Genomic DNA, 16,161 nt, shown 5'->3' on the forward strand with positions numbered 1-16,161 from the left:
GGGCGGGCGGCGCAATTCCTGTCAAAGACGTTGCCGGCGCGCCGGTCAGATTCCGAATGCGCGCCGCAGCAACGGCAAGAGAGTTGCAGCGATGATGCCGGTGACGGTGCCTACGACCAGCCGCGCGGCGCGCGACTGGAACGACGGTGCCATTGCGGCGAGCCCGCCGCAAACAACTGCGTAGAAGACCGTCGACACCGGATCCATCAGCCGACGCTTCCTTCCAGGCTGATGCCGATGAGCTTCTGCGCCTCGACGGCGAATTCCATCGGCAGTTCCTGGATGACTTCCTTGACGAAGCCGTTGACGATCAGCGCGATGGCCTCCTCCTCGGGAATGCCGCGCTGCATGACGTAGAACTTCTGGTCGTCGGAAATCTTCGAGGTGGTCGCTTCGTGCTCGAACTGCGCCGACGAGTTCTTCGCCTCGATATAGGGCACGGTATGCGCGCCGCACTGATTGCCGATCAGCAAGCTGTCGCACTGGGTGAAGTTGCGCGCGTTGGTCGCCTTGCGGTGGGCCGAAACCTGGCCGCGATAGGTATTCTGCGAGAAACCGGCGGCAATGCCCTTGGAGATGATGCGGCTCGACGTGTTCTTGCCGAGATGAATCATCTTGGTGCCGCTGTCGACCTGCTGGTAGCCGTTCGACACCGCGATCGAATAGAACTCGCCGCGGGAGTCATCGCCGCGCAGGATGCAGGACGGGTACTTCCAGGTGATGGCCGAACCGGTTTCGACCTGGGTCCACGAGATCTTCGAACGGTCGCCACGGCAGTCGCCGCGCTTGGTGACGAAGTTGTAGATGCCGCCCTTGCCCTGGGCGTCGCCCGGGTACCAGTTCTGCACGGTCGAATATTTGATCTCGGCATCGTCGAGCGCAACCAGTTCGACCACGGCGGCGTGAAGCTGGTTCTCGTCGCGCTGGGGTGCGGTGCAGCCCTCGAGATAGGAGACATAAGCCCCTTCCTCGGCAATGATCAGCGTGCGCTCGAACTGGCCGGTGTTCTTCTCGTTGATGCGGAAATAGGTCGACAGCTCCATCGGGCAACGCACGCCCTTGGGCACGAACACGAACGATCCGTCGGTGAAGACGGCCGAATTCAGCGTCGCATAATAGTTGTCGGAGGTCGGAACGACCGAACCGAGATACTTCTTCACCAGTTCCGGGTGCTCGCGGATGGCTTCCGAGATCGAGCAGAAGATGACGCCGGCCTTGGCCAGCTCGTCCTTGAAGGTGGTGACGACGGAAACCGAATCGAACACGGCGTCGACGGCGACGCGGCCCGATTTGTAGACGTTGTCGCCAGCCTCTTCATCCGCCAGTCCGTCGAGCGGGGCCGATTGCTTCTGAACGCCGGCGAGGATTTCCTGCTCGCGGAGCGGAATGCCGAGCTTTTCGTAGACCTTCAGAATCTCGGGATCGACTTCGTCCAGCGAGGTCGGTCCGGGCGTGCTCTTGGGAGCGGCATAGAAGTAGATGTCCTGGAAGTCGATCTTGGGATAGTCGACGCGCGCCCAGTTCGGCTCTTCAAGCGTCAGCCAGCGGCGATAGGCACCGAGGCGCCATTCGAGCATCCATTCCGGTTCGCCCTTCTTGGCCGAGATGAAGCGGACAATGTCTTCGCTCAGGCCCTTGGGGGCCTTGTCCATCTCGATGAACGATTCGAAGCCGTATTTGTATTGGTCGACGTCGATCTTGCGGACCTGCTCGATCGTTTCCTGCACAGCAGGCATAGGCGTTCTCCATCCACGCCGGGGTCAAGGCCCGACAGTTTTCAAACTATGGCACCGCTGGAGCGGCGTAAGTTCCATATAGTGTGTTTTTGCCCGGAATTCACCCGGAAGGATGCCTTTGGCGTCCCTGACACACCCGTTCACTGGCCGTTGGGCCAAATTTCCGCCGATCAGGCGGCCTTGGTACGGTCCGTGCGGCGCGAAAGAAGCGCCGCCAGGGCCGTTTCGAATTTCTCCACGTCCGCCTCGGACGTCTGCCGGCCAATCGACACGCGCAGCGCACCCAGATTGTCGGCAAAGCCCATCGCCTTCAGCACATGGCTGGGGCCGACCTTGCCCGACGAGCACGCGGAACCTGCCGAGAGCGCAACGCCTGCGAGATCGAAGGCGATCTGTGCCGTCTCAGCCTTGACGCCCGGAATAGCGAAGAATGTCGTGTTGGCAAGCCGTTCGACTGCCTTTCCGAAGATTTCCGCATCGGAAACAAGCCGCAGAACCGTCTCTTCGAGGCGATCGCGCAGGGCCCGGACCTCGCCGATCCCGGCCAGCCCGTCCAGAGCGGTGCGCGCGGCAGCGCCAAATCCAGATATCGCCGGCAGGTTCTCGGTGCCGCCGCGATGGCCCTTTTCCTGACCGCCGCCCGTCACCAGAGGTGCCGGCATCATCAGGTCGGCTTGGGCGACGATCGCGCCGGCACCCTTGGGGCCGCCGATCTTGTGCGAGGAAAGAATCAGATAGTCGGCATAACCCTCTGACATATCGAGAGGAATGCGGCCCGCAGCCTGGACGGCGTCGAGCACCAGCACCCCACCGGCCACCTTCACCAGTTCAGCAATGGCGCGGATGGGCTGAATGACGCCGGTCTCGTTGTTGGCGGCGTGGATCGCCACCAGCGGCAGGCCTTCCGACTTGTCGTGGGCGGCGAGTGCGGCTTCCAGGGCAGCAAGGTCGACGATGCCGTTGCCATCGACGCCAAGACGGGCAACCCGCTCCACCGGGAAACGGCCGCCATTCAGCACGCAAGGATGATCGGCCTCGGTGACATGAAGGCGCGACATGCGCACCGCGCCGCGCCCCATGCGCCAGTCGGGCGACAAAAGCGTTGTCGCGGCTTCGGTGGCACCGGAGGTAAAGACGACATGTTCAGGCCTGGCGCCGACGAGGGCGGCGACATCGCGCCTGGCATCCTCGATGATCTTGCGGGCGGCCCTGCCCTCGCTGTGAACCGACGACGGGTTGGCCTCGACTTCGAGCGCCGCGACCACGGCGGCACGCGCTGCGGGCAGCAGCGGCGCACTGGCATTGTAGTCGAGATAGGCTCGCGGTCCGGCCATTTTCCTGGTTTTTGCCCTGTCAAATCATGTTCGGATGGGAGGACGCGCAATTTCCTTGAAATTCCAAGGCCAGCCGTCCTATCTACCCGCTTTGCCAAATGGGTTTCGCCACCCAGTTTTGAACAGTTCTAAACTAGCTTCTAAGAAGACGCGCCCCTCGCGTCAAGGCTGGGCACAGGATTGTTTCATCGGCCTTGCGTCAAGTGGAGTAGTTTATGCCAGAGGTCATTTTTACCGGTCCGGCGGGTCGCCTGGAAGGTCGTTATCAGCCGTCCAAGGAAAAGAACGCGCCGATTGCCATCATACTGCATCCGCACCCGCAGTTTGGCGGCACGATGAACAACAAGATCGTGTACGACCTCTTCTACATGTTCCAGAAGCGCGATTTCACCACGCTGCGCTTCAACTTCCGCGGCATCGGCCGCAGCCAGGGCGAATTCGACCACGGCACCGGCGAACTGTCGGATGCGGCTGCCGCACTCGATTGGGTGCAGTCGCTGCATCCTGACTCGAAGAGCTGCTGGGTCGCCGGTTATTCTTTCGGCGCCTGGATCGGCATGCAGCTTCTGATGCGCCGCCCGGAGATCGAAGGTTTCATCTCGGTGGCGCCGCAGCCCAACACCTATGATTTCTCGTTCCTGGCACCCTGCCCATCGTCGGGCCTGATCATCCATGGCGACGCCGACAAGGTGGCGCCGCCGAAGGACGTGCAGGGCCTTGTCGACAAGCTGCACACGCAGAAGGGCATCACCATCACCCAGAAGACGCTCCCCGGCGCCAACCACTTCTTCGGCAACGACCCGGAACTGGTGATCGACGAGTGCGCCGAGTATCTCGACCGCCGTCTCGCCGGCGAGCTTTCGGACCCGCGTCCGAAGCGCCTGCGCTAAGAGGAGTTCCGCGCATGTACCAGCCGCCGCTGTTTCGCGAGACCAGGCTGGACGTTTTGCATGCGCTGATCCGCAACCATCCGCTCGGCCTTCTGATCTGCAACGGATCGGAAGGCCCGGTGGCAAATCCGCTGCCATTTCTGCTCGACGCCGACATCGGCCCGAATGGACGGCTGCGAGCGCATCTCGCCCGCGCCAACCCGCAATGGCAGTTGTTGGCTGAAACGCCTGACATGCCGGTGCTGGTGGTGTTCCAGGGCGAGGACGCATACGTCACCCCATCCTGGTACGAAACCAAGCGCGAAACCGGCAAGGTCGTTCCGACCTGGAACTATGCGACCGTGCAGGTGCGCGGCATGGCGCGTGTCATCGACGACAAGGACTGGCTTGCCGGGCAGATCGCCGCGCTCACCGCCAGCCAGGAAGCCGGGCGGACCGAGCCCTGGCAGGTCTCCGACGCGCCTGATGCCTACATCGCAGCCCAACTGAAGGGCATCATCGGGCTCGAAATCGACATCACCGCCATCGACGGCAAATGGAAGGTCAGCCAGAACCGGCCCGTCGGCGACCGCATCGGCGTCGCTGAAGGCATAGAGGCCGAGCAGAAGCCGGCCGGCGGCATGGCGCAACTGGTCCGCCAGTATGGCGGGCTCGCGGGCGAATAGCCCTTTCGACCTGGAGCCTCTCATGAACATCCGTCCCCGCGTCGCGGCCGACAATGCCGTGCTCGTCGCCATCTGGGAGGATGCCGTGCGTGCCACACATCACTTCCTCGGCGAAGACGACATTCAGTTCTTCCGTCCGCTCGTCCGCGACGACTATCTGCCCGCCGTCGAGGTGCTGGTGGCGGAGGACAGCGATGGCAAGCCCGTCGGCTTCATCGGCCTGGACGGCCCAAAGGTCGAAATGCTGTTCGTCAGCACCAGCCAGCATGGCAAAGGCATCGGCAAGGCGCTGATCGAGCATGTCGGCCGGCTGAAGGGGCCGCTTGCGGTCGACGTGAACGAGCAGAACCCGGGTGGCGTCGCCTTCTATCTGAAATGCGGCTTCAGGCAGGTCGGGCGCTCCGAACGCGACGGCCAGGGAAAGCCATTTCCTCTGCTGCACCTGGCGCAGGCGTCCTGAGGCATGAACGGGATCAGCTTCCGGCCGTTTCGCAGCTACGAGCTAGCAGCTTATGTGGCGTGGTTCGATGATGCCGAGGTGGCACGGCGCGTCGACTTCCCCGGCACGGACTGGTTCGCCTATGTCACGGATCCGGCAAGTCCGGCCCATCTTGTCGTGGCCACGCATGGTGCGAGCGACACTCCGCTTGCCGTGTTGCAATATGACGAGCAGGACGACGGCGGCATCAGCCTGCTGATCGTGCTCGACCCCAGCCAACGCGGCCGAGGGCTTGGCAAACGTGTGCTGGCGGCCTTGGTCGCGCATGTCAGCGGCCGTTACACCCATATCGACGGCCAAATCGAAAACGACAATCTCGCCTCCATCGCCTGCGTCGAAAGCTGCGGCTTTGTCCGTCAGGCCGAGAAGCCGGACGACGGATTCCTGTTGTACCGAAAGCCACTTGGGGTCGGAATCTCATAGAATGAATCCGGGCCGCCAAGGCGGCCCGGATGTTGCCTTACTTGGCCTTCAGGAAGTCGCCAACTTCAAGCAGGACGAATTCGTTGTCGTCAGCCTTGTCGAGCGAGCGGCCGGCCGAGAACGGCAGGTTGTTGTCGTTGCCGACGACGATGTGGCTCTCGTCGACGAGATCGACATTCTCGATGGTGACGAAGGGCATATCATAAAAGCCCTCGCCGCCGCCCTGGCGCTTCTTGTTGTCGGGGTCGGCAATCTTCATGAGGTCGATGTAGCCGACCTTGCGCACGGCCTTGCCGACATTGTCGTCAGTCATCTCGATCTTGTAGATGCGCTTGACCTTGGCCGCGCGAGCGAAGCAGTCGGGCTTAGGGGCGTTGGCGTCTGCGCAGGCCTTGTCGGCGGTGCCGGCGCCGTTGTCGCGCTCGATGACGAGTGCGTCGGTGGCGCTGATCATGTTGAAATCGCCGATCGCCTCGCCGCCGTCGGCCAGCGGATAGAGCCAGCTACGGCCGGTCCATTCCTTCTTGGCGGCATCGAACTCGATGACGCGCAGCGCCGTCTTGCCGTCGACCTTCTCGACTTCGCCGTCGGCCATGTAGCGCGGCCCTTCGAGCATGCCGAAAAGCCTGGAGCCGTCCTTGGACATGGCAAGGCCTTCATAACCACCCGAACGCTTGAGGTTGAAGACCGGATTCTTGGCGACCGGATTGCCCGGCAGGGTCAGCGTCGGATGGTCGGGCGAACGGACGGGCTCGCCTTCGGCAACGGTGTCGATGACGTCGGTCAGCTTGCCGTCGAGATCGAACTTCAGCAGATACGGGCCGAACTCCTCGCCGACCCAGAAGCCATCAGCGACCGGCTGGATCGATTCGACGTCGAAATCACCACCGGTGAGGAAGCGGGTGTCGGAGCCTTCGAGCACGATCGGGAACGGCGCCTTGCGGTCGGGATCGGTCAGGAACAGGGTCTTGATGCGGTTCATCGTGCCCTTGTCCCAATCGAATGAGACGTGGTGCAGCATCAGAGCAGCGTCGGTGGAGTTCAGCTTGTTGCCGAAGCCGTTGTCCGACAGCGACCAGAACGTGCCGTCGCCGACGGCCTTGATGCCGGAGAAGCCCTGGACGGGCTGGCCGTCGAAAGGCAGCGACAAGCCGGTCGGGCGCACGCCGTCCTTGCCCGGCACAGTGCCGAGGCCTTCGGCGCGCTTGCGGTCGGGCGTGGTGAACTTGCCCGAGCTGCGCAGGTGCTCCGGCGCGTTTTCGGGTGAAGCAATGATCGTGTTCGCCGGCAGGATGGCGTGACCGGCAAGCGTTGCCTTGAATTCCGTCTCCTCCGCGAAGGCGGAGGCGGTGGTAAGCGCGAGAACAGCCGCAGCCAGATAGAGAGAGCGTCGCATGTTGGACCCCGATTGGTTGAAGGAACGCCCTCCAGCTAGGTCCGGGCCATGTCGGGCAGGTGACGCCTCGGTGAAACTTTGATGAAGTCCCCTGACGCTGGCGGCAGGACCGCCTAGCGCTTCCGCGGGTCGGTGCTGCTCATGGTGTAGACGTGGGCCTCAAGCCCGTTCATCGGTCCGGTGTGCTGGAAGCGCATGCCGATCTTTTCCAGCACGTTCAGCGACGTCGCGTTGTCGACATGGGCAAAGGCGATGAAGTGATCGCCTATCCTGCGGTCGAAGAAGAAGTTGGCCAGGGCTGCGGCTATCTCGGTGGCGTAGCCATTGCCCCAGAATTGCGGGGCAATGGCATAACCGAGTTCGAACTGGCCGGTAGCGGCGAACATGGAGAAACCGGCGCGACCGACGAAGCGCGCGTCCTCGCGCCGCTGCAGCTTGAGTTTGGTGATGCCGTGCAGCCGGTATTCCTCGGCCCAGCCCCTCATGCGGCCGGCAGCCTCGTCGCGTGTCCAGGGCTGGCCGGTGATCGACAGATAGCGCGACGCCTGCACCTGCGAATGCAGCCAGACGAGATCGTCCAGGTCGGTGTCGCGCCACGTCCGGAGCAACAGCCGTGGTGTCTCGAGAACCGTTTCATCCGTCATGTTGGCGTCCATCCATGCACCGCAGTCGTTTCCGGCACCACAAGGGACGCCGCTGACGGTTGGCAATCCTTGTGATTCTGGCACTTCAGATGCTAAAGCGCTGGCGTCGCCGATCCAAAGCCGGATCTGCCGTACCAATCGTCCGCCGAGAGAGAAACCATGTCCGCCTTCAAGTCCGATTTCCTGCGCACCCTTTCCGAGCGCGGCTTCATCCACCAGACCTCGGATGACGCCGGCCTCGACGATCTGTTCCGCAAGGAAACCGTGTCGGCCTATATCGGCTTCGATCCGACGGCGTCGAGCCTGCATGCCGGCGGCCTGATCCAGATCATGATGCTGTACTGGATGCAGAAGACCGGCCATCGCCCCGTGCCGCTGATGGGCGGCGGCACCGGCATGGTCGGCGACCCGTCCTTCAAGGACGAGGCGCGCAAGCTGATGACGCCCGAATTGATCCAGTCCAACATCGACGGCATCAAGCAGGTGTTTTCGAACTACCTGACCTTCGGCGACGGTCCGCGCGATGCGATGATGGTCAACAACGCCGAGTGGCTGCTGCCGCTCAACTATCTCGAATTCCTGCGCGATGTCGGCCAGCATTTCTCGGTCAACCGCATGCTGAGCTTCGATTCCGTCAAGCAGCGCCTCGACCGCGAGCAGTCGCTGTCGTTCCTCGAATTCAACTACATGATCCTGCAGGCTTACGACTTCGTCGAGCTCAACAAGCGCTACGGCCTGCGCCTGCAGATGGGCGGCTCCGACCAGTGGGGCAACATCGTCAACGGCATCGACCTGGGCCACCGCCTCGGTACGCCGCAGCTCTACGCGCTGACCTCGCCGCTCTTGACGACCTCGTCCGGCGCCAAGATGGGCAAGTCGATGAACGGAGCCGTCTGGCTCAATGCCGACATGCTGTCGCCTTATGATTTCTGGCAGTACTGGCGCAACACCGAGGACGCCGATGTCGAGCGCTTCCTGAAGCTATACACGGCGATGCCGCTCGACGAGATCGCGCGCCTGGCAGCCCTTGGCGGCTCGGAGATCAACGACGCCAAGAAGGTGCTGGCGACCGAGGTGACCGCGATGCTGCACGGCCGCGCGGCAGCCGAACAGTCGGCCGAGACGGCGCGGAAGACCTTCGAGGAAGGCGCGCTCGCCGATACGCTGCCGACGGTCGAGGTGCCAGGCGACGAGCTGAAGGCCGGCATCGGGCTGCTGTCGCTTGTCGTTCGCGCCGGGTTGGCCGCTTCGAACGGCGAAGCACGCCGTCACGTCCAGGGCGGTGCTGTGCGCATCAACGACCAGTCGGTCAGCGACGAGCGTCGCGCGGTGACGACCGCCGACCTGACGCCGGAAGGCGTGGTCAAGCTGTCGCTCGGCAAGAAGAAGCACATTCTGGTGCGCCCGGCGTAATCAACGCCTGGCGTAATCAACGCCCGGCGTAACGCCCCCCGCAGGAACCGAGATGGCCGGCAATGCCGGCCATTTTCATGTCTGGGGACAGGTGCCGCCTGCGTGCTCAGTATTCGAAGATCGACCGGAAGATACCGGGCGCGATCGCGGACAGCGGATTGACGTGCAGCTTGGGCGCGTTGGCATCGCCCGAGAGTTTGTAGGTAACGCCAATCAGGCCGCCGTCGCGTCCGTTGCCCAAAATGACCCCGACAAGCGGCAGCTCGCCAAAGATGCGGTTGAGGCCATAGGCCGGCATGAAGGTGCCGGTCATGTTCATCTGGCCCTGCTGGTCGTAGAGCGTGCCCTGGAACGTCGTCCCGATCAGCGGCCCGCGCAGGACGCCTTTGTCCAATGCCAGGTACTTCGAGCGCTTGTCGATCTGGGCGAAACCGCGTTCGAACCTCACCTTGGAGACGTCGATGTCCTTACGCATCGCCTGGTTAAGGCTGCGATTGTCGCCGGCCGGCTTGCTGGCGACGATCGAGGCCAGCCTCGGTTCATCGACGACGACGAATTCGCGCACATCGACCTGGCCCTTGAGTGGCCCGTCGCCTGAGGATTCCAGCGCGAGCGCCAGCGATCCGCCCTGCATGCGGGCATAGACGTCAAGGAAGCGCAGGATGGCGCCGGCGTCAGCGGATCGCACGTCGAGGCGGCGGCCACCGCCCTGAAGCACGTTGCTGACGGTGATCTGGCCACCGGAACTGGCTGTCGCGTCGACCTTGAGCCCGCCGACCTTTGAGCCGGAGCCCGAATACTCGAGCGTAACGCCCGAAAGCTTCTCGCCGCTGAAGCCGACCAGAGTGTCGACATTGGCAGTGACCGAAATGGAGTTTGAACCGGCTGATTTCGTCGCACTGTCGACGTCGGACATGAACTGCTTGATCAGCGCGCGCGCATCGAGCGAGTTGCCCTTGACCTGGACCGCAAAACCCTTGCCCGAGCGCTTGATGTTGACCGCGACGTCGTCGCCGCGGTTGAGCTGCACCTTGTTGAAGCGCGCCGAAGACAGGCTGCCATTGGCGAGCGCGACGTCGCCCGTGATGGTGAATGTCTTTCCGTCGAGGTTGAAGTCGGACAGCGTCGACCTGTCGCCATCCGACGTCATGGTGAACGACACCTCGGCTGATATGCCCGGCCCCTTGCTCCAGCCGACCCATGGCAGATCGAGCCTGGCCGCGGTCAGGTCGGCCACGATGTGGCGCTTGCCGGGTTCGGGCTGTTCGACATCGACCTTGATGGTTCCCGAGAGCATGTCGGACAGGCCGGGAACAAGCGCGTTGCGTGCCTTGTCGTCGAGCACGAACTGGACATTGCGTTGCTTATCGATGCCATTGTCGCGCAGCGGCTCGACAAGGTCGAGTTCCGCCGGAACACCATTGAGCTTGCCCTTGGCAACGATGACGGCCTTGTCTGGTGTGACGGTGATGTTGCCGTCGGCGTCGGACAGCTTCTGGCCGTCGAACTCCTTGGCCACAGCCAGGCCGTCATAATCGAGCGCCACCTTCCAATCGAGCTTGTCGGTGTCGATGCCGCTGGTGAGCGGAATGTCGGCCTTGACGTTGCCGGTGACGTCGCCCGTCAGCTCCTCCGGCAGGATGCCGACGTGGCGCATGGCATTGATCGGCTCATAGGAAGCGAGTTCCGCGATTGCATCGGCGCTGCCATCGACATCGATATCGAGCGAGCCGATGACCGGCATGACATTGGCCTTGACGACCTTCAGCGTGCCGTTGCTGGCGGCGACGGTGCGGCCGCTGGGCATGAAGACGGTGCCCTGGGACAAGGACACGTCGACGTCGTTGCCGTGGAATTCGACGATGCCCCTGGCATCGCGAATGGGCGGAATGCGGCCGGCGACGTCGAAGCGCGAGCCGTCGATCTCGAAACGACCGAACACTTCCTGGGCGTTGAGCGGCACGCCGTTGCCGAGACGGTCGGGCCTGACGTCGAACTGCACGTTGCCGTCGACGACACGGCCGCCATAGAGATTGTGCAGCACCCAGAGCCGGGCATTGCGGGCCGAAAACCACGGCCACAGCTGCTTCACATGCGCGACCGACATGTCATGGATGGTGAAGGCGACAAAGATGCCGGGCGCCTTGCCGTCGACGAACTGCACCGACGCCTTGCCGAGCGCCTCGCCGCCCGGTCCTGATTTCAGGCCGATCTGCTCGGCAGCGAGCGTGTTGGTGACCACGTCGTAGGTGCCGGCGATCCGCGCCAGGAAACTGAGCGCAGGCTCGGGCGATTCATCAGGCGCCAGGCGCGAGTCGCGGCTGATCAGCTCGAAGCGATAGGCTGGATTGTCGGAAGCATTGCCGGTCGCCGGGCGCGGGCCGAAGCCGCCGGTGAAATCGAATGTCGAGCGGCCGGTCGAGACCAGCAGCTTGCGGATGTCGAGCTTGTTTTCGCCACCGGCAAGGCGAAGGTCGACGGTGACGTCGCCGACAAGCTGGCCGCGTTCGTGCAGATCCAATGTGGATTTGCCGATCGAACCTTTGGCGATCAGTTCGGAACCGTCGCCGCCGATGCCCTCCTGTCCGGTGATCGTCAGTTCGGCAGAGCCGATGCGGCTTGCCTTGGCTGCCGGAATGTCGGCCTTGCCGGCGAAGGGGTCGCTCATCGACACGGTCGCATCGAGGGCTGCGACCCGATTGGCGGCGCTGTCGCGCCGGGCCGCGGCGGTCAATTCGACATCGCGGCCATCGACGTCGAAATTGGCAGCGATACGCAGCTCGCCAGAGCGGGTCTTGGCGAGCGAAGCGTCGATGACGCGCACGACCTTGACCTCACCGCCGGAAGGCAGGACGAAATCGACATTGCCGAGCGCGATTTCGCGCATCGCATCGAACTGGACCGCGTCAAAGCCGCGGCGAATGCCCCGGAACGTCTCGTCCAGCAGCTTCTGCGGATCGACGAGGCCCTGTTCGTTGCGCAGCACGGAACTCCAGTCCGAACCGCCGGCGGCCGGCATCGCATCGACGACGATCCTTGCATCGGAAATGCTGGCATTGCCGAGGCGGACATTGCCGGTGAGCAACGGCACGAGCCGGATGCCGAAGCGCATCAGGCCGGCTTCGGCCATGGGCGAGCCATCCGCGCGGGTGAGCCTGACGTCGGGAACCTCGACCGCGATCAGCCTGAGGCCATCGAGCGTCAGCCGCGCCTGCCCCATCGAGACGTCAACATCGACGCCGGCAAGGCCCTCGATGGCATGTTCAGCCTCTGCACGCAGCCTGTCCTGGCCGAAACCGGAGTAGCCGAGCGCTTCGATGGCGATGATTGCCAGAAGCACAAGCGAGCCAAGGACAGCCACCGCGGCAAGCACGCAATGGCCGGCACGCCGCCGCACGGAGATACGTGGACGCGGCGGTTCCTGGCCCGCAGCCGACGGCATGGCGCCGAGATCGGTAATCTCATCGCGCCTGAACCGGATTTTCTCGTGCCGGGGCACTTCCTGATCCACGCTATGTCCCGTAGTCGTTTCGGTCGTGGACGAATCCAAGTCCGGCATTCTTAACCTGACATCCTTGCCGGCTCACCCCGTAACTTCAAACAAGGGTATCGATATGTCTGAACTCGAGACAGGCCTAACCGCCCCGCAATTCACGCTGCCGCGCGACGGCGGGGGCATTCTGACGCTTTCCGACTTCGGCGGCAAACCTGTTGTCCTCTATTTCTATCCCAAGGACGATACCTCGGGCTGCACCGCCCAGGCGATCGACTTCACCCAACTCAAGCCTCAGTTCGAAAAGGCTGGAGCGGTGGTCATCGGTGTTTCGCCCGACAGCGCCAAGAAACACGACAAATTCAAGGCCAAGCACCAAATTGGCATCGATCTGGTTGCCGACGAAGAGCGAAAGGCGCTCGAGGCCTATGGCGTGTGGACCGAAAAATCCATGTATGGCCGAAAGTATATGGGCGTCGAACGCTCAACCTTCCTGATCGGTGCCGACGGCAAGATCGCGAGGATCTGGCGCAAGGTGAAGGTATCAGGCCATGCCGCCGAAGTGCTGGAGGCGGTGAAGGCGCTCTAGCGAAAATCGCGCGCTGCGGAACCGATGCCCGCTCCCGACGTTCTCATCCAGACGACCATCAACGGGAGAAGAAAGATGTTCCGCAGCGTCATCCTCTGGATGCTTGGCATTCCCATCCCCATCATCATCCTGCTCTGGCTTTTCCTACGTTAGATCGGGGCCAGTCGACAATATCAGAATAAAGTCCGGTCGCGTATAGTCTCGCCTTATCAAATCCGGCGCAAGATTATCATCGCATGACTTGGACAGACAGGAACCCGCCATATCTTGTTGTGGCGGGTTTTTCTTGTCTTTGCCCATCCGGAAAGCAGGCCGCCGGGCCGATGCGGGCAAAGCTTTGTTAACCCTAATAATGTGTAATCGGATCGTCGCTGTTCGTGATGAGAGTTCGGTCCGGTGAAAGCAGCAAATCAGGCCGCCGTTTTCGGCAGGCGCAAAGAGCCCCATACCGTCATCATTGCACGCGGCAACGAGATCCGGCACTTCACAATACGCCCATGGGTGGCCGCAGCAGCCGGTTCGGCACTCGCCGCGATCGCCATCGGCTACCTCACGGCCACGTCCTATCTCGTGCTGCGCGACGACCTGATCGGTGCCGCGACCGCCCGCCAGGCGCGCATGCAGCACGCTTACGAAGACCGTATCTCGGCCCTGCGCGCCCAGGTCGACCGCATCACCAGCCGCCAGTTGCTCGACCAGCAATTGATGGAAACCAAGGTCAGCGAGCTGCTCGAACGACAATCGCAGCTCAGCCAGCGCGATGTCAGGCTTGGGCCGGTCCTCGACAAGGCGGCAGCCTCAGAGGTGACCGACGCCGCGCCCGCCGGCAAGACAGACGAACGCGCCGACATCACGCCCACGATCGATCACCCCCTCGCCTACGCGGCGGCCGACACTGCTGCGGTGCGCCCGTTCTCGTTCTGGTCGACACGGACCGCCGAGCCCGATGGCGAAAGCCGGGCCGACCGGGCCGACAAATTGTTCGTCGCCATCAACAAGTCGCTGCGCAGCATCGAGGACGATCAGGCAAAGCGCATCGGCGCACTTGCCGATAACGCCTACCAGACCGCAGGTGCGATCACCGACGCACTGGAGAATGCCGGCCTGCCCGTCTCCACGGAAAAATCGGGGGAACTCGGCAAAACGGGCGTGGGTGGCCCGCTGGTGCCACTCGACAATCCGATGGCCTTCGACAGCCCAATCGCCTTCGAAAGCAAGGTCAAGGAGCTCGACGCAGCGCTCGACATGCTGGACCGCCTCAAGACGGAAGCACGCAAGCTGCCGCTCGCCAATCCGGCCGCCGGCCGCTCGATCTCGAGCACCTTCGGGGTCCGCACCGACCCGCTGATCGGCACGCCCGCCCTCCATTCCGGCATGGACTTCCGCGCCCCCTACGGCTCGCCCGCGCGCGCCACGGCCGCAGGTATCGTCACCAAGGCGGGCTGGAACGGCGGCTACGGCCGCATGGTCGAGATCGACCATGGCGGCGGCTTCACCACACGCTACGCCCATCTCAGCAAGATCCTCGTCGCCCCCGACCAAAAGATCGCGGTTGGCGACGAAATCGGTGAGGTCGGCAGCAGCGGCCGCTCGACAGGCCCGCATCTGCACTACGAAGTGCGGCGCGACGGCGAGGCGGTCGACCCGCTGCGCTTCATCAAGATCGGCAAGAAGCTCGGCCAGTATCTCTGAGCCGAGGCAGCCGCCGGTCATCCACAGGCTCAGGCATCCCCCTGTCGCGCTTCGTGCATCCCGTGCGGTGTGCTCGGCGAATCTGCCCGAAGCAGAGAATCATTCCCCAAAAAGGCGCGAGCGAAAAAACAGCCCACAGGGTGATTCTCCTGCCGGCACGAATCGCCGGCGATGGACCGTTCCATCGACGCGATTCGCAGCTGCATATCGACGACATGCGGCTGCGCGGATATGTGTGGAGATTGGGATGGATCCTCGGTTCCCGGCACCTTCAGGGAAGGCATTGAAACCTTGATCTAGAGGATCAGTCGGCAAAGGCTAAGCCTTTGAAAAACTGGCGCGAGTGACGGGGCTCGAACCCGCGACCTCCGGCGTGACAGGCCGGCACTCTAACCGACTGAGCTACACCCGCGCTCTGGACGTTGGCGCTGGGCGCCGCGTCGTTGGCGGTGAATTACGGGGTTCGATGGGGAGTGTCAAGCGACATCGAAGAGATAATCGACAAACTTTGTCGTCTATTTTTCGATGTCCACAAAGCCGGGCTTTCCGACGCCTCGACCTGCCGCAACGGCATGCATTTGAACTTGCGGATCACAGGCGAACCGCTTATTGGTCCGCCCGGTTGGGGCGATTAGCTCAGTTGGTAGAGCGCTTCGTTTACACCGAAGATGTCGGCGGTTCGAGCCCGTCATCGCCCACCATTCTCCTTCTGATATTGCGATGATTTCTGGCCTCGCGGCTGAATGTGCGAAGTGCCGGACCTGACTAGGCGGCAACTGCCGGCATGGCATCGCCCAGGCGACATCGGCATCTCCACGTTGCCTCCCCCAAACTCGGCGCTAGACTGCCGCCATGGGCTTTCTACTCTATGCCTTCCTGCCGGTCATCATCATCACGCTTGCCATTGTCGGCGCGCTGGTGTGGCGCGGCATGCAGTTTGGCGAGCTGGCGCGTCATGGCCTGCCGGTGACAGGCATTGTGGTCAGGAAATTCCGCACCGGGACGGGCAAGGCCGGATCAATGGGGCGGCGGATCGCCTTTTCCTATGTCGGAGCCGACGGGGTCGAGCATCGCCGGGCGGCCACGGTGGCCAGCAGCAAATGGGCAGAGCTTGAGGAAGGTGGGCCGATCCAGCTTGTCTACCTGCCCGCAAAGCCCGGCGTCAGCGCCCCGGCCTGGCTGGTCGAGGACGCACGCAAGGCCTTGCGCAAGGCAACGTCATAGCCGGAAGCGAAAGCCGTTGACGCGACATTGGAAAGGCAGGCCGCGTCTCTTCGAAATGCGGCTTTGTCTGCCAAGCGACTGCCTGTCTGATTGATCAGCCTTTCGCAATAGCCCCTGCAGATCCTTGATTTTGGCCGGGCGCATTCGCCTCGTCCGCGGAACG

The 16,161-nt window shown here is 63.1% G+C and carries 14 protein-coding genes and 2 tRNA genes; 9 read left to right on the top strand and 7 right to left on the bottom strand.

Annotation, left to right across the window (positions count from 1 at the left end; genetic code table 11):
• Window positions 1-45: 45 nt before the first annotated feature.
• The 3 genes from H5P29_RS20585 to H5P29_RS20595 all read right to left on the bottom strand — a co-directional run bounded on the left by H5P29_RS20585 (window position 46) and on the right by H5P29_RS20595 (window position 3,070).
• Window positions 46-207 (bottom strand): hypothetical protein, encoded by a 162-nt coding sequence (locus H5P29_RS20585; RefSeq protein ID WP_154385534.1) that lies wholly within the window; start codon window positions 205-207, stop codon window positions 46-48.
• Window positions 207-1,736, bottom strand: a complete 1,530-nt coding sequence (gene sufB, locus H5P29_RS20590) for a Fe-S cluster assembly protein SufB (RefSeq protein WP_154385535.1) — start codon at window positions 1,734-1,736, stop codon at window positions 207-209. The genes H5P29_RS20585 and sufB overlap by 1 nt, the downstream gene beginning before the upstream one ends.
• 170 nt (window positions 1,737-1,906) lie before the next feature.
• Window positions 1,907-3,070, bottom strand: a complete 1,164-nt coding sequence (locus tag H5P29_RS20595) for a cysteine desulfurase family protein (protein ID WP_154385536.1) — start codon at window positions 3,068-3,070, stop codon at window positions 1,907-1,909.
• A gap of 215 nt (window positions 3,071-3,285) precedes the next feature.
• On the opposite strand from H5P29_RS20595, the gene H5P29_RS20600 reads away from it, so the two are divergent.
• The 4 genes from H5P29_RS20600 to H5P29_RS20615 are packed head-to-tail and all read left to right on the top strand — an operon-like array spanning window position 3,286 to window position 5,547.
• Complete coding sequence (locus H5P29_RS20600) at window positions 3,286-3,960, top strand: alpha/beta hydrolase (protein WP_067962698.1); 675 nt, start codon at window positions 3,286-3,288, stop codon at window positions 3,958-3,960.
• 14 nt (window positions 3,961-3,974) lie between these two features.
• Window positions 3,975-4,625, top strand: coding sequence for an FMN-binding negative transcriptional regulator (locus tag H5P29_RS20605; protein ID WP_067962699.1), 651 nt, complete (start codon window positions 3,975-3,977; stop codon window positions 4,623-4,625).
• 22 nt (window positions 4,626-4,647) lie between these two features.
• Window positions 4,648-5,085: an acetyltransferase gene (locus H5P29_RS20610; RefSeq protein ID WP_067966674.1), complete on the top strand. Its 438-nt coding sequence runs from the start codon at window positions 4,648-4,650 to the stop codon at window positions 5,083-5,085.
• A 3-nt stretch (window positions 5,086-5,088) separates the two neighbouring features.
• Window positions 5,089-5,547, top strand: a complete 459-nt coding sequence (locus H5P29_RS20615) for a GNAT family N-acetyltransferase (protein WP_067962701.1) — start codon at window positions 5,089-5,091, stop codon at window positions 5,545-5,547.
• A 37-nt stretch (window positions 5,548-5,584) separates the two neighbouring features.
• On the opposite strand, the gene H5P29_RS20620 is transcribed toward H5P29_RS20615, so the two are convergent.
• Window positions 5,585-6,943 (bottom strand): esterase-like activity of phytase family protein, encoded by a 1,359-nt coding sequence (locus H5P29_RS20620; RefSeq protein ID WP_154385537.1) that lies wholly within the window; start codon window positions 6,941-6,943, stop codon window positions 5,585-5,587.
• Window positions 6,944-7,056: 113 nt separating this feature from the next.
• A complete protein-coding gene (locus H5P29_RS20625; protein ID WP_154385538.1) occupies window positions 7,057-7,587 on the bottom strand; it encodes a GNAT family N-acetyltransferase in 531 nt (176 codons plus the stop codon).
• Between the two features lie 159 nt (window positions 7,588-7,746).
• On the opposite strand from H5P29_RS20625, the gene tyrS reads away from it, so the two are divergent.
• Complete coding sequence (gene tyrS, locus H5P29_RS20630; RefSeq protein ID WP_154385539.1) at window positions 7,747-9,000, top strand: tyrosine--tRNA ligase; 1,254 nt, start codon at window positions 7,747-7,749, stop codon at window positions 8,998-9,000.
• Window positions 9,001-9,106: 106 nt separating this feature from the next.
• On the opposite strand, the gene H5P29_RS20635 is transcribed toward tyrS, so the two are convergent.
• Window positions 9,107-12,511 (bottom strand): DUF3971 domain-containing protein, encoded by a 3,405-nt coding sequence (locus H5P29_RS20635; RefSeq protein WP_185910147.1) that lies wholly within the window; start codon window positions 12,509-12,511, stop codon window positions 9,107-9,109.
• A 103-nt stretch (window positions 12,512-12,614) separates the two neighbouring features.
• Here H5P29_RS20635 and bcp point away from each other — a divergent pair, with 103 nt between their 5' ends.
• Together bcp and H5P29_RS20645 are read left to right on the top strand one after the other, a co-directional pair.
• Window positions 12,615-13,082: a thioredoxin-dependent thiol peroxidase gene (gene bcp / locus H5P29_RS20640; RefSeq protein WP_154385541.1), complete on the top strand. Its 468-nt coding sequence runs from the start codon at window positions 12,615-12,617 to the stop codon at window positions 13,080-13,082.
• Window positions 13,083-13,478: 396 nt separating this feature from the next.
• Complete coding sequence (locus H5P29_RS20645) at window positions 13,479-14,774, top strand: M23 family metallopeptidase (RefSeq protein ID WP_185910148.1); 1,296 nt, start codon at window positions 13,479-13,481, stop codon at window positions 14,772-14,774.
• 335 nt (window positions 14,775-15,109) lie between these two features.
• Here the strand turns inward: H5P29_RS20645 and H5P29_RS20650 are convergent.
• Window positions 15,110-15,186 (bottom strand) — tRNA-Asp (locus tag H5P29_RS20650).
• A 213-nt stretch (window positions 15,187-15,399) separates the two neighbouring features.
• Between H5P29_RS20650 and H5P29_RS20655 the strand changes: the two genes are divergently transcribed.
• Window positions 15,400-15,475 (top strand) — tRNA-Val (locus tag H5P29_RS20655).
• A gap of 151 nt (window positions 15,476-15,626) precedes the next feature.
• Entirely contained in the window at window positions 15,627-15,998 is a 372-nt protein-coding gene (locus H5P29_RS20660) for a DUF3592 domain-containing protein (RefSeq protein WP_154385542.1), read from the top strand.
• The last annotated feature ends 163 nt before the right edge of the window (window positions 15,999-16,161 follow it).

The organism is Aminobacter sp. MDW-2 (assembly GCF_014250155.1).
GTDB lineage: Bacteria > Pseudomonadota > Alphaproteobacteria > Rhizobiales > Rhizobiaceae > Aminobacter > Aminobacter ciceronei.

Bases quoted from the DNA above. Each gene is read 5' to 3' on its own strand.
- H5P29_RS20585 (WP_154385534.1), bottom strand. From the start codon at position 207: ATGGATCCGGTGTCGACGGTCTTCTACGCAGTTGTTTGCGGCGGGCTC.
- sufB (WP_154385535.1), bottom strand. From the start codon at position 1,736: ATGCCTGCTGTGCAGGAAACGATCGAGCAGGTCCGCAAGATCGACGTC.
- H5P29_RS20595 (WP_154385536.1), bottom strand. From the start codon at position 3,070: ATGGCCGGACCGCGAGCCTATCTCGACTACAATGCCAGTGCGCCGCTG.
- H5P29_RS20600 (WP_067962698.1), top strand. From the start codon at position 3,286: ATGCCAGAGGTCATTTTTACCGGTCCGGCGGGTCGCCTGGAAGGTCGT.
- H5P29_RS20605 (WP_067962699.1), top strand. From the start codon at position 3,975: ATGTACCAGCCGCCGCTGTTTCGCGAGACCAGGCTGGACGTTTTGCAT.
- H5P29_RS20610 (WP_067966674.1), top strand. From the start codon at position 4,648: ATGAACATCCGTCCCCGCGTCGCGGCCGACAATGCCGTGCTCGTCGCC.
- H5P29_RS20615 (WP_067962701.1), top strand. From the start codon at position 5,089: ATGAACGGGATCAGCTTCCGGCCGTTTCGCAGCTACGAGCTAGCAGCT.
- H5P29_RS20620 (WP_154385537.1), bottom strand. From the start codon at position 6,943: ATGCGACGCTCTCTCTATCTGGCTGCGGCTGTTCTCGCGCTTACCACC.
- H5P29_RS20625 (WP_154385538.1), bottom strand. From the start codon at position 7,587: ATGACGGATGAAACGGTTCTCGAGACACCACGGCTGTTGCTCCGGACG.
- tyrS (WP_154385539.1), top strand. From the start codon at position 7,747: ATGTCCGCCTTCAAGTCCGATTTCCTGCGCACCCTTTCCGAGCGCGGC.
- bcp (WP_154385541.1), top strand. From the start codon at position 12,615: ATGTCTGAACTCGAGACAGGCCTAACCGCCCCGCAATTCACGCTGCCG.
- H5P29_RS20660 (WP_154385542.1), top strand. From the start codon at position 15,627: ATGGGCTTTCTACTCTATGCCTTCCTGCCGGTCATCATCATCACGCTT.